General features: G+C 73.2%; 12 protein-coding genes. 11 read left to right on the forward strand and 1 reads right to left on the reverse strand.

Annotated elements, in window-relative coordinates; all coding sequences use genetic code 11:
- The first annotated feature begins 421 nt into the window (after positions 1–421).
- The 10 genes from AB0H52_RS12825 (at position 422) to AB0H52_RS12870 (ending at position 8682) form a co-directional block, all read left to right on the forward strand.
- Entirely contained in the window at positions 422–760 is a 339-nt protein-coding gene (locus AB0H52_RS12825; RefSeq protein ID WP_151492947.1) for a TcmI family type II polyketide cyclase, read from the forward strand.
- Positions 757–2481, forward strand: coding sequence for an acetyl-CoA carboxylase carboxyltransferase subunit alpha (locus tag AB0H52_RS12830; protein ID WP_357947069.1), 1725 nt, complete (start codon positions 757–759; stop codon positions 2479–2481). Before AB0H52_RS12825 ends, AB0H52_RS12830 begins: the two co-directional genes overlap by 4 nt.
- 74 nt (positions 2482–2555) lie before the next feature.
- The gene (locus AB0H52_RS12835) at positions 2556–3044 is read left to right on the forward strand and encodes a biotin/lipoyl-containing protein (protein ID WP_225854834.1); all 489 of its coding nucleotides are present in this window, start codon (positions 2556–2558) and stop codon (positions 3042–3044) included.
- 16 nt (positions 3045–3060) lie between these two features.
- Positions 3061–4503 (forward strand): acetyl-CoA carboxylase biotin carboxylase subunit, encoded by a 1443-nt coding sequence (locus tag AB0H52_RS12840; RefSeq protein WP_357947171.1) that lies wholly within the window; start codon positions 3061–3063, stop codon positions 4501–4503.
- A complete protein-coding gene (locus AB0H52_RS12845) occupies positions 4500–5255 on the forward strand; it encodes an SRPBCC family protein (RefSeq protein ID WP_278122531.1) in 756 nt (251 codons plus the stop codon). The genes AB0H52_RS12840 and AB0H52_RS12845 overlap by 4 nt, the downstream gene beginning before the upstream one ends.
- Positions 5248–5652, forward strand: coding sequence for a cupin domain-containing protein (locus AB0H52_RS12850; RefSeq protein WP_151491223.1), 405 nt, complete (start codon positions 5248–5250; stop codon positions 5650–5652). The genes AB0H52_RS12845 and AB0H52_RS12850 overlap by 8 nt, the downstream gene beginning before the upstream one ends.
- The gene (locus AB0H52_RS12855) at positions 5649–6920 is read left to right on the forward strand and encodes a beta-ketoacyl-[acyl-carrier-protein] synthase family protein (RefSeq protein WP_357947073.1); all 1272 of its coding nucleotides are present in this window, start codon (positions 5649–5651) and stop codon (positions 6918–6920) included. The genes AB0H52_RS12850 and AB0H52_RS12855 overlap by 4 nt, the downstream gene beginning before the upstream one ends.
- Complete coding sequence (locus AB0H52_RS12860; RefSeq protein WP_151491225.1) at positions 6917–8161, forward strand: beta-ketoacyl synthase N-terminal-like domain-containing protein; 1245 nt, start codon at positions 6917–6919, stop codon at positions 8159–8161. The genes AB0H52_RS12855 and AB0H52_RS12860 overlap by 4 nt, the downstream gene beginning before the upstream one ends.
- A complete protein-coding gene (locus tag AB0H52_RS12865) occupies positions 8161–8478 on the forward strand; it encodes an antibiotic biosynthesis monooxygenase family protein (RefSeq protein ID WP_357947076.1) in 318 nt (105 codons plus the stop codon). Before AB0H52_RS12860 ends, AB0H52_RS12865 begins: the two co-directional genes overlap by 1 nt.
- Positions 8479–8556: 78 nt before the next feature.
- Positions 8557–8682 (forward strand): hypothetical protein, encoded by a 126-nt coding sequence (locus AB0H52_RS12870; protein ID WP_255473711.1) that lies wholly within the window; start codon positions 8557–8559, stop codon positions 8680–8682.
- A gap of 102 nt (positions 8683–8784) precedes the next feature.
- Here the strand turns inward: AB0H52_RS12870 and AB0H52_RS12875 are convergent, their stop codons facing one another.
- Positions 8785–10119: a hypothetical protein gene (locus AB0H52_RS12875; protein ID WP_225854635.1), complete on the reverse strand. Its 1335-nt coding sequence runs from the start codon at positions 10117–10119 to the stop codon at positions 8785–8787.
- Between the two features lie 367 nt (positions 10120–10486).
- Here AB0H52_RS12875 and AB0H52_RS12880 point away from each other — a divergent pair, with 367 nt between their 5' ends.
- On the forward strand, positions 10487–11635 hold the full coding sequence (locus AB0H52_RS12880; RefSeq protein ID WP_225854636.1) for a helix-turn-helix transcriptional regulator: 1149 nt from the start codon (positions 10487–10489) through the stop codon (positions 11633–11635).
- Positions 11636–11665 lie beyond the last annotated feature (30 nt).

Consider the following 11665-nt stretch of genomic DNA (forward strand, 5'->3'; position numbering starts at 1 on the left):
CGTCCCGACTGTCTGCTGTGTCCCGGATCGGCTGCCCGTGACGCCACTGTCGACCTCACCGGCGGGGTGCGACCACGGCCGTACGGGCGCGGCCCCGCCCGCCGGGGCGGCCGGGCTTACCACGGTGAAGATTATCAATAGCGGTCACGGTGAGTCAACGGCTCGGTGGACCTTCTATTCGTGACGGTCAACCATGAGATCGCTTCTGAACTGCACAAACGCACGCAGTTTCTCGTGTCAGATGGAGCGGGCGCATAGCTGATGCACAGGTTGCGTCAACGCAGCGTCACCAAACAGCGTCGCCGACCGACCCGGCGTGGTGACGCCGCTGTGACGAGGACTCCCGCATCGTGTCGGCAGTCGTCCAGCGCGTCCGGGGCCACCCGCCGCCGGCCCGGACGCCGTGGGGGGAGGCCCAGCCATGGACCGATCGCTGATCGTCGCGAAGGTGGTCCCGACCGCCGAGGAGCGGGTCGCCGAGATCTTCGCCGAGTCGGACGCGACGGAGCTGCCGCGCCTGGTCGGCGTCCGGCACCGCTCGCTGTACCGGCTGCACGACCTCTACGTGCACCTGCTCGAGACCGACCAGCCGGCGCAGGGCGCGGTGGAGGCCGCCCGTGGCCATCCCGAGTTCATCCGGGTCAGTGACCGGCTGCGACCCTACGTCTCGCCGTACCTGCCGACGTGGCGCTCGCCGCGCGACGCCATGGCGCGGTGCTTCTACCGGTTCGACGCCGCCGACGCCGGGCGGCGGCCGTGACCGCGACCGCGCCGCGAGAGGCGCTCTGGTCGCGCTGCGCCGGCTGCTCCAGCCTGCTCTACCGCAAGCGGCTGCGGCGCAACCTCGACGTCTGCCCGGAGTGCGGCGCGCACACCCGGCTCGGCGCCCCGGAACGTCTTCGCCAACTCGTCGACCCGGGATCACTGCGTCCGCTGCCCGACCGGCTGCCCGAGGCGGATCCGATCGACTTCGTCGACGTGCTGCCGTACCCGCACCGGCTCAGCGCCGCGCGGGCCAGCACCGGCCTGTCCGAGGCGGTCGTCTGCGGCACCGCCACCATCGGCGGGCACCCGGCCGTGCTCGCGGTGATGGACTTCCGCTTCCTCGGCGGCAGCCTCGGCTGCGCCGTGGGGGAGCTGATCACCCAGGCCGCCGAACGGGCCCTGGACGACGGCGTTCCCCTCATCCTGGTCACCGCCTCCGGCGGGGCGCGGATGCAGGAGGGCGCCCTGTCGCTGATGCAGATGGCCACGGTCAGCCAGGCCATCGCGGCCCTGCGCGAGGCGGGTGTGCTCACCGTCAGCGTGCTCACCGATCCGACCTACGGCGGGGTGGCGGCGTCGTTCGCCACCAACACCGACCTGGTGCTCGCCGAGAGCGGCGCCCGGATGGGCTTCGCCGGGCCCCGGGTGATCCGCCAGGTCACCGGCCGGGCGTTGCCGGAGGGTTTCCAGACCGCCGACTTCCTGCTGCGCCACGGCCAGGTCGACATGGTGGTGCAGCGCCGGTCGCTGCGGGGACGCCTCGTCGCGTTGCTCGCCGCGACCGGCTCCGGCCGCCCGCCCCGCCCGGCCGTACCGCGCCAGGACGTGGCGGCGCGCCGCGAACGCCCCGCCGACGACCCCGTCGTCGTGCCGCCGCCGGCGGGGGACGCCCCGGCGGATCGTGACGCGTGGGACACCGTGCGGGTCGCCCGCCATCCGGGCCGACCGACCACGCTGGACTACCTCGACTCGGTCTTCGACGGCTTCGTGGAACTGCACGGCGACCGGCTCGCTGCGGACTGTCCGGCCGTCGTCGGAGGCGTGGCCCGGCTGGACGGGCGGCACCTGATGGTGATCGGCCACCAGAAGGGGCACACCACCGCCGAACTCGTGGCGCGCAACTTCGGCATGGCCAGCCCGGCCGGGCACCGCAAGGCGCTGCGGCTGATGCGCCTCGCCGCCCGGCTCGGCCTGCCGGTGGTCACCCTCGTCGACACCCCGGGCGCCGACCCGGGCGTGGGCGCCGAGGAACAGGGTCAGGCGGCGGCCATCGCGGAGAACATCCTCACCCTCACCATGCTGCCCACCCCGGTGCTCGCGGTGATCACCGGTGAGGGTGGCAGTGGTGGCGCGTTGGCCCTCGCCGTCGCCGACCGGGTGCTGATGCTGCGCAACGCCATCTACTCGGTGATCAGCCCGGAGGGCTGCGCCGCCATCCTCTGGCCGGACCGGTCCGCCGCGCCGCAGGCCGCCCGCGCGCTGCGGCTGACCGCACCCGACCTGCACCGGCTCGGGGTGATCGACGAGGTCGTGCCGGAGCCGGCACCGGCCGCGCACCACGACCCGGCGGAGACGGCGCGCCTGCTGCGCGCCGCCCTGCTGGCGAACCTGCTGCCCCTGCTGGACGTTCCGACCGCGACCCTGGTCCGCCGCCGCCGGCAGCGCTTCCGTCGCTTCGGCGCGGCGCGCGGCCTCTCCCGGGCGGGTGTCCGGTGACCGCCAGCGACCAGGCGGTGTCGACGAACGGGCACGGCGGGACGCGGCTCGACGCGCAGCGGCCCGACGAGACGATCGGCGACGAGGAGGTGTTGGCCGGGCTGCGCCGGCAGGCACGGCAGCTCGTCGCCGAGCTGACCGGGCCGGTGCGCCGGATCCGGCTGCGCAGCGGGTCGGCGGTGCTGGAGGTGGAGTGGCACCCCGCCGAGGCGACGCGACCCGACGTACCCCCGGATCCGCCGCCGGTGCGGGCGGCGCCGGCACCGCCGGTCGCGACGGCGCCCGGCCCGCCGGCGGCGCTGATCCGGCCGCCGGTACCCGGCCGCGCGACGGTGCGGGCGCCGATCGTCGGCACCTTCTACCGGGCGCCGGAGCCCGGCGCGGCGCCGTTCGTCGCGGTGGGCGACCTGGTCCGGCCGGGCCAGCCGATCGCCATCGTCGAGGCGATGAAGCTGATGAACGAGGTCGTCGCCGACCGCGCCGGCCGGGTGTCCGCGATCCTCGTCGAGGACGGCCACCCGGTCGAGTACGACCAGCCGCTGCTCGAACTCGAACCGGCCTGACGGCGGGTGGGTGACCATGTTCGAGACCGTGCTGATCGCCAACCGGGGCGAGATCGCGCTGCGGGTGCTGCGGGCCTGCCGGGAGCTGGGCGTCCGCACGGCGGTGGTCTACTCCGCCGCCGACGCCGATTCGGCGGTGGTCCGCCTCGCCGACCAGGCCGTCCGGATCGGACCGGAGTCGAGCCGGCGCAGCTACCTCAACGCCGCCGCCATCGTCGAGGCGGCCCGGCAGGTGGGCGCGCAGGCCGTGCACCCCGGCTACGGGTTCCTCTCCGAGGACGCCGACTTCGCCGAGATCTGCGCCGACAACGGGCTGACCTTCATCGGCCCACCACCGGCGGTGATGGCGGCGCTGGCCGACAAATCCTCGGCGCGCGCCCTGATGAGCCGCGCCGGCCTGCCGCTACCGGCGGGCAGCGTCGCGCCGGTGCCGACCGTCGCGGCGGCGACCGAGGTGGCCGACGCCGTCGGCTACCCGGTGATCGTGAAGGCCGCCGCCGGGGGCGGCGGCCGGGGAATGGCCGTCGCGCATACCCCGGACGAGCTACCCCGGGTGTACGCCCGCACCCGCGCCGCCGCGCAGGCCGCGTTCGGCGACGACCGGGTGTACGTCGAGCGGTACCTCACCGAGGCCCGGCACGTCGAGGTGCAGGTGCTCTGCGACTCGCACGGCAACGGCGTGCACCTGGGCACCCGGGACTGCTCGGTGCAACGCCGGCACCAGAAGCTGGTGGAGGAAGCGCCCGCGCCGGCGCTGCCCACCGGTGTCCTCGACGCCATCGCGGACACCGCGCTGCGCGGCGCGCTCGAGGTCGGCTTCGTCGGCGCGGGCACGCTGGAGTTCCTGGTCGACGCCGAGGAACGGTTCCACTTCCTGGAGATCAACTGTCGGATCCAGGTGGAGCACCCGGTCACCGAGATGGTCACCGGCATCGACCTGGTGCACGAGCAGCTGCACATCGCCGCCGGGGTGCCGCTGCGCTGGCGGCAGGAGGAGATCCGCCTGCACGGCGTCGCCGTGGAATGCCGGGTCAACACCGAGGACCCCGAACGCGGCTTCGCACCGACCCCCGGCCGGTTGGAGCGGTTCACCCCGCCCGGCGGCCCGTTCACCCGGGTCGACACCCACGCCAGTGCCGGCTACCTGGTCGGCCCCTGGTACGACTCGCTGCTGGCCAAGGTGATCGTCTGGGCGCCCGACCGGGAGTTGGCGCTCAACCGGCTCGAACGCGCCCTGGAGGAGTTCGACATCGCCGGGCCGGGCGTGCGCACCACCATCCCGTTCGTCCGGCGGGTGCTCGACGACGCCGCCTTCCGCAAGGGCCGCTACACCACCGGCCTGGTCGACCGCCTGCTCGCCGCGCCCGGACCGGTGCCCGCGCAGCGCTCGACGCCCACCCCCGCACCCCGCCCCGCGCCCGCCGCGGAGCCCGACGTACCCAACCGGAGGAACCGATGACCGTCACCCATGGTCGACCGCTGACCGCCGAGATCACCGACATCCTGGTGGCGCACTGCGGACTCGACGCCGACGTCGCGGCGCGGGCGCCCGCCGCGTCGCTGGAGGAACTGGGCATGGACTCGCTGGCCCTGCTGGAGTTGTCCGCGGTCGTCGCCGACCGGTGGCAGGTGGCGATCCCCGAGCAGGCCGGGCAGCTGAGCATCCCGGCGGTCGCCGACCTGGTCGCCCGCCGCGCCGACCCGCCCGGGCACACCGAGAACGGCGTGTTCATCGACGCGCCGCTGCCGCTGGTGTGGGAGGTCACCAACGACGTGGCGAACTGGACCGAGCTGTTCACCGAGTACGCGGTGGTGGAGATCCTGCACCGCGACGGCCACACCGTGCGGTTCCGGCTGACCATGTACCCCGACGAGAACGGGGTGGCGTGGAGCTGGGTCAGCGAACGCACCGCCGACCCGGTGAGCCGCCAGGTGCGGGCGCACCGCGTGGAGACCGGGCCGTTCGAGTACATGCGGATCCACTGGCGCTACACGGAGGACTCCGGCGGCACCCGCATGACGTGGACGCAGGACTTCGCGATGAAGCCGACCGCGCCGGTGGACAACGCCGCCATGACCGAACGGATCAACACCAACAGCGTCATCCAACTCGCGGTGATCAAGGACCGGGTGGAGCGGATCGCCCGGGAGCGCGCCGAGCAGGACGGCCCGACGGCCGGCGACGAGTCGACGGAGGCCGGCGATGAGTGACGTGAGCACCAGGCCGATCGCCGCGCAGGACGTACCCGCCGACCGTCGGCGCGGTGGTGAGCTGCGGGTGCTGCTCGGCCCCCGCACCGTCGGCAGCACCTCCGGTTTCCTCGGGGTGGCGACGCTCGCCCCGGGGGAGCGCATCGCCGAGCACTACCACCCGTACAGCGAGGAGTTCCTGTACGTGTCCCGCGGCGCGATCACCGTCGACCTGGACGACCAGCCGACCCTGCTGGCCGCCGGCGAGGCGCTGTTCGTACCGGTCAACGTGCGACACCGGCTGCGCAACACCGGCGTCGAGCCGGCCGAGGTGGTCTTCCACCTGGGTCCGCTGGCACCCCGCCCGGAGCTGGGGCACGTCGACACCGAACTGGCCGAACAGCGGGGCGGATCATGACCGGGCGCCGTACGGTGGTGACCGGCGTCGGGGTGGTCGCCCCCGGCGGCTCCAGCCGGGACCGCTTCTGGAAGACCATCACCGAGGGGCGTACGGCCACCCGGCGGATCAGCTTCTTCGACCCGTCGCCGTTCCGCTCCCAGATCGCCGCCGAGTGTGACTTCGACCCGGTCGCCGCCGGACTCACCGATGCGGAGCGGCACCGCGCCGACCGGTACGTGCAGTTCGCGCTGGCCTGCTCCGCGGAGGCGGTCGCCGACGCGCAGCTGGTGCTCACCGACGCCGAGCGGGACCGGGCCGGGGTGGTGCTCGGCACGGCCGTGGGCGGCACGATGGCCCTGGAACAGGAGTACGTCACCGTCAGCGACCACGGCCAGCGGTGGCTGGTCGACGCGTCGCGCGGCGGACCGTACCTGTATCAGGCACTGGTGCCCAGCAGCCTGGCCGCGGACGTGGCGTGCCGGCACGGGCTGCACGGCCCCGCGCAGGTCGTCTCCACCGGCTGCACCTCGGGCATCGACGCCATCGGCTACGCCCACCAGTTGATCGTGGACGGTGAGGCGGACGTGGTGCTGGCCGGCGCGGCCGACTCGCCCATCTCACCGGTCACCGTCGCCTCGTTCGACGCGATCAGGGCGACCAGCCCGGACAACGACGATCCGGCGCACGCCTCCCGCCCCTTCGACGCCGACCGGCACGGGTTCGTGCTGGCCGAGGGCGCGGCCGTGCTGGTGCTGGAGGAGGCCGGGCGCGCCCGGCGGCGCGGCGCGCACATCTACTGCGAGGTCGCCGGCTACGCCAGCCGCAGCAACGGCTACCACATGACCGGGCTGCGCCCGGACGGGCTGGAGATGGGCCTCGCCGTCACCGACGCGCTGCGACAGGGCCGGATCGCACCCGAGCAGGTCTCCTACATCAGCGCGCACGGCTCGGGCACGAGGCAGAACGACCGGCACGAGACGGCCGCGTTCAAGCGGGCGCTGGGCCAGTCCGCGTACCGGGTGCCGATCAGCTCGATCAAGTCGATGGTGGGGCACTCGCTCGGCGCGATCGGGTCGATCGAGATGGCCGCCTGCGCCCTGGCCATCGAGTTCGGGCTGGTGCCGCCGACGGCCAACTGGAGCACCCGGGACCCGGAGTGCGACCTGGACTACGTGCCGAACGAGGCGCGGGAGGTCCCGGTGGACGTGGCGTTGTCGGTGGGCAGCGGGTTCGGCGGTTTCCAGTCGGCGATGGTGTTCCGCCGGCTGGCCGGGTCGCTGGCGTGACCGCCCGGGCGGTGGTGACCGGCATCGGCGTGGTCGCCCCCAGCGGCGTCGGCGCCGACGAGCACTGGCGCACCGTGCTGGCCGGTACCCGCCGCACCGGTCCGATCACCCTGTTCGACCCGGCCGGCTACCCGACCCGCCACGGCGGGCAGGTGCCGGACTTCACCGCCGACTCGTACGCCGACAGTCGGCAACTCGTGCAGACCGACCGGTGGACGCACCTCGGGTTCGCCGCCACCCGGCTCGCGTTGGCCGACGCCGGTCTGCCTGACCGGGCCCCCGACCCGTACGGGTACGCGGTGACCCTGGCCAGCTCGTCGGGCGGCAACCTGTTCGGTCAGCGGGAGCTGCAACGGCTGTGGGGCGGCTCGTCGCGCACCGTCGGGGCGTACCAGTCGATCGCCTGGTTCTACGCCGCCAGCGTCGGGCAGCTCTCCATCCACCACCAGTTCAAGGGGCCGAGCGGGGTGCTGGTCGCGGAGACCGCCGGCGGGTTGGACAGCCTGGCGCACGCCGCCCGGGCGGTACGCCGGGGCACGCCGGTGGTGATCGCCGGGGCCACCGAGTGCCCGTTGAGCCCGTACGCGCTGGCCTGCCAGTTGCGCTCCGGGCTGCTCAGCGACGTCGACGACCCGCAGCGGGCGTACCGGCCGTTCGACACCTCGGCCAGCGGCTACCTGCCGGCCGAGGGGGGCGCGGTGTTCGTGGTGGAGGAGTTGGGGCACGCGCTGTCGCGGGGCGCGCGGATCTACGGTGAGGTGAGCGGGTGGGGCTCCACCCACGACGCTGCGCACACCACGGCGGACAGCGCGGGCGACGTGGGGCAGTACGCGCGGGCGATGCGGCTGGCCCTGGACCGGGCCGGCGTCGCGGCGGCCGGGATCGACGTGGTGTTGCCCGACGCGCTCGGCGTGCCCCGCTACGACCGCAGCGAGGCCGAGGCGCTGCGTGCCGTGTTCGCCGACCGGCAGCCTCCGGTGACGACGCAGAAGCCGTTGACCGGGCGGGCGCACCAGGGCGGGTCGGCGTTGGACGTCGCCACCGCCCTGCTCGCCTTCGCGCACGACACGCTGCCCGCGTCCGCCGCCCCGGACGAGGTGGCCGGCGGGTGCGAGCTGGACTTCCTGCGCGAGCACCGACGGCCACGCAGCCGGCTCGCGCTGGTCTGCGCGCGGGGCTTCGACGGTTTCAACAGCGCGCTGGTCCTGCGCGGGGCCGCGCCGATGAGGGGGGAGACGTGATGACCGAACAGCGGGCTCGGGTGGTGTTCCTGGTGCGGGTGCCGGTGCCGCGCACCGAGGCGTTCCTCGCCGCGTACGAGCAGGTGCGCCACCTGGTCGCCGACGGTGTGCCGGGGCACCTGGTGGACCAGGTGTGTCGCTCGTCGACCGACCCGGAGCAGTGGCTGATCACCAGTGAGTGGGCGAGCCTGGCCGATTTCGAGAACTGGGAGCGCACTGCCGAGCACCGGGACCTGGTGCGTCCGATGCGGGAGTGCTTCACCGACGCCCGTTCGCTGCGCTTCCACATCCACGCCCAGACCCCGGTGCTGGCCTGACGCGGGCCACCCGGCTATGAGCACGATCTGCTCACGCGCGGTCGACATCCTTCCGCACGCGCGTAGGGTCTGAGAGTCATGAGGATACTGCCGTTGGACGTCGAGGTCGACCTGCACGGCCCGTCCATGGTCGACCTCGCAGTCCTGGTGCCGGGCGTGGCCCGCGTCGGCGGCGGCCGGACGGTCGGGGTTCCGCGCCGTTGACTTCGCCGAGGCGTACCGGCTGGTTCAGTTGCGCGTCCAACTCGCCAGCATCAAGCCGACCTAGCGCGAACCGCTCAACGCCCCGAACTCGTCCCGCACCGCTCAGGAGGCTATAAGGTCCCGAGCGTCCTGACAGAACCGGCGAACAGTGGGGGTGCGCCGATAGGGCGTCAGCGCGCCAACCAGGTTGCGGACATGCTTGATGCACCTCGTGGACGTGACCTGCCCGGTCAGGGTCTGCACGGCTTGGTCGCCGAGGGCGAGCGCCTTGTCCAGTTCGGGATGCTCCTGCCGGACGTACGTGGTTGCGAGCAACGCGTTTCGTAGTGCTCCCTCGCGGGTGTACTCGTCGCTCTGTAGCCGCAGGGCTGCCCGCAGGTGATCACGAGCGCGCGGCCAGTCTTCGAGCTTGACGAAGCAGTAGCCGGCCTGCGCGTGCGCCTGCGCCTCGTTGATCCAGTAGGACCAGTCGGGGTCGCCGTGCTCCGGTCGGCTGTCGCTGAACCTGTCGAACGCGGTGTCGAGCGCCCGCCGGGTGTCGCTTACCAACCGGTTGTTGGCATACGCCTCGGCGGCCCGCAGGTCGAGGATCGTCCCCACCATGGGACTCGTTGCCGGGTAGCTGGCTCGCGCGGTCTCCGCGAGGGTCACGGCCTGACGGAGCTGACCGAGATCTTTGGCCTGGCAGGACATGAAGCCGAGGATGTTCGCGCCGAGGCCGCGATCACCAGCCGCGTTGGCCTGATAGAGGCCGGCGATCCAGAACCGTTGCGCCTGCGTGTGGTAGCCGCCGTCGAAGGAGAGCCAACCGGCGAGGCGCAGCAGTTCACCGGCGGTGCCGTGCAGCCGTCGACCGACGGTGTCGGTGTAGCTGCGTTCGCGCAGCACCTCGACCACCGTGCTGAGGTGCTTCCGGACCAGGCCCAGGGTCTGGCCGCTGCCGAGGTGGTCGTCCATTCGTCGCAGGCTGGCGGTCACCGCGTCCAGGTGGTCCACGACGTCGCCGGACACGGGCCGGCCGGTAGTCGATGCGATGTTCTGCGGTGGTTGGGCGATCAGCCACTCATGCGCCGGTGATGTCAGTGCGGAACCGAGCAGAGTGAGGAACATCCGTCGGTGCGTCATCCCTTCAGGTTCGTTCACCACCTCGCCCGCCCGCAAGGCCCCGCTCGCGGACCAAGGGAGGTCAAGACCGGCCGAAGCGGCAACGGCCTCGAAACCGTCGCTCGGCCAACCCAGCTCGTCGAGACCAACCGTCCGCTGTAACTGTTCGGACAGCAGCGCCGAGGTCAACGACGGCCATGGCGCTCTCGGAACGTCGCCCTTTTTCCACTTGTACGGCGTCTTGAGGTGCAGCCGCTCTGCCCGCCCGTGCCGCTCGGCGCACTCGTTGAGACGTCGAGCGAATTGCTCCGGCTGCCAGCCCGCCTCGGCCAACAACCGCGTCAACGCCTCTCCGCTGGGTGCCACCCTCCCGCCTCCTTCGTATGTAGCGACCGCCACACGAACAGTAGCGATTCGGTCGGACATCGGGTGGCTGCGGCACACGTGGGCACTCATAGGCACCGAGCGCACCTGCCCTCGCGGCCTCCTGCGCGAAGTCCACTGGACACGTCAAGACGAGCAGGTCGACACGATGGCGAGCTTGAGGGGTGAAGGTGCTCGTGGCTTCCGAAGTGGTGGCGTTGGTGTGTGGTGGGCTGGTGCCCGGGTTTCTGCTCGGGTTGTTGGCGTTCCGGGTGAAATCGAGGTGGTGTCCCCACTGTGGGCGGGCCACCCAGGCGCTGCCGCAGGGGCAGGGTCGGTGACCCGGCCCGGTCGGGAGCGGGACGAGCCGGTCGGGCGGCGGGTGGCCCGTTGGCGGGTGCGTCGCCGGATGACCCAGCAGATGCTCGCCGACCGGCTCGGCAAGTCGAAGAGCTGGGTCGACAAGGTCGAGCGCGGCGTGCGCAATCTGGACCGCTACTCCGTCGTCCAGGAGATCGCCCGGGTGCTGCGCCTCGACCCGGCCGAACTGCTCGACCCCCGCAGACCACCACCACCGTCGTCGGCGGCGACCACCCTGGACGGCGTCGACGCGGTCCGCGCCGCCCTGGCCCACTATCACCAACGACCCGCCCGCGCCGTGCCCGCCGACGAGGTGGGGCGGCATGTCACGCACGCCTGGCTCACCTACCAGCACGCCCACTATGCCCACCTGCTGCGAGCGCTGCCCGCCCTGCTCGACGCCGCCCACGCCACGGCGAGTCTGCTGGCGCCCGCGTACCGGATCACCGCTTCGGTGCTCGTCAAGCTCGGTGAGGCGGACCTCGCCTGGCTGGCGGCGGACCGGGCCGTCGCCGCCGCCACCGGTGACCCCATCCGCACCGGCGCCGCCACGATCGCTGTGGCGCAGGCGCTGCGCGCTCTGGGCCGCGACCGCCTCGCCCTCACCGCGGCCGTCGCCGCCGCGGGCACCGCCGCAGACGACGGGGTACGTGGAACGCTGCTGCTCCAGGCCGCCATGGCCGCCGCCGGCTGCGGCGACGGCCGCCGCGCCGGCGACCTGATCGACCACGCCGCCGCGCTGGCCGACCGGCGTGCGGGCACCGATGACTCCCACCACACCGCGTTCGGCCCTGCCACCGTGCGACTGGGCCGCTTTGTCAGCGCCCTGTACGTCGGCGACGCCGCCCAGGCCGTGTGCCTGCACGAGGAGGCCGTCCGCCGCGACGACTGGCGTCGGCTACCCGCCGAACATCGGGCCGCCCATCTCATCGACGCCGCCCGCGCCTACCGTCAGGCCGGCGACCTCACCGCCGCCGGGCGTGCTCTGGCCGAGGCGGACACCATCGCGCCCGCCGAGGTCCGCTACCGGCCTGCCGCCCGTACCCTCATCGCCGAGATCGCCCACAGCGGCCACGCGGCCGCCAGCGTGGCGCGACTGGCCGCCCTCGTCGGCCTCACCCGGTGACCGCGACGCCATCGGCCGTCCGGCTGGGGC

The sequence above is a fragment of the Micromonospora sp. NPDC050695 genome (assembly GCF_040654415.1).
In the GTDB taxonomy this organism is placed as follows: Bacteria; Actinomycetota; Actinomycetes; order Mycobacteriales; family Micromonosporaceae; genus Micromonospora.

Coding starts and splice junctions, on each gene's coding strand:
- AB0H52_RS12855 (WP_357947073.1), top strand. CDS start 5,649: ATGACCGGGCGCCGTACGGTGGTGACCGGCGTCGGGGTGGTCGCCCCC.
- AB0H52_RS12845 (WP_278122531.1), top strand. CDS start 4,500: ATGACCGTCACCCATGGTCGACCGCTGACCGCCGAGATCACCGACATC.
- AB0H52_RS12840 (WP_357947171.1), top strand. CDS start 3,061: ATGTTCGAGACCGTGCTGATCGCCAACCGGGGCGAGATCGCGCTGCGG.
- AB0H52_RS12865 (WP_357947076.1), top strand. CDS start 8,161: ATGACCGAACAGCGGGCTCGGGTGGTGTTCCTGGTGCGGGTGCCGGTG.
- AB0H52_RS12850 (WP_151491223.1), top strand. CDS start 5,248: ATGAGTGACGTGAGCACCAGGCCGATCGCCGCGCAGGACGTACCCGCC.
- AB0H52_RS12870 (WP_255473711.1), top strand. CDS start 8,557: ATGAGGATACTGCCGTTGGACGTCGAGGTCGACCTGCACGGCCCGTCC.
- AB0H52_RS12825 (WP_151492947.1), top strand. CDS start 422: ATGGACCGATCGCTGATCGTCGCGAAGGTGGTCCCGACCGCCGAGGAG.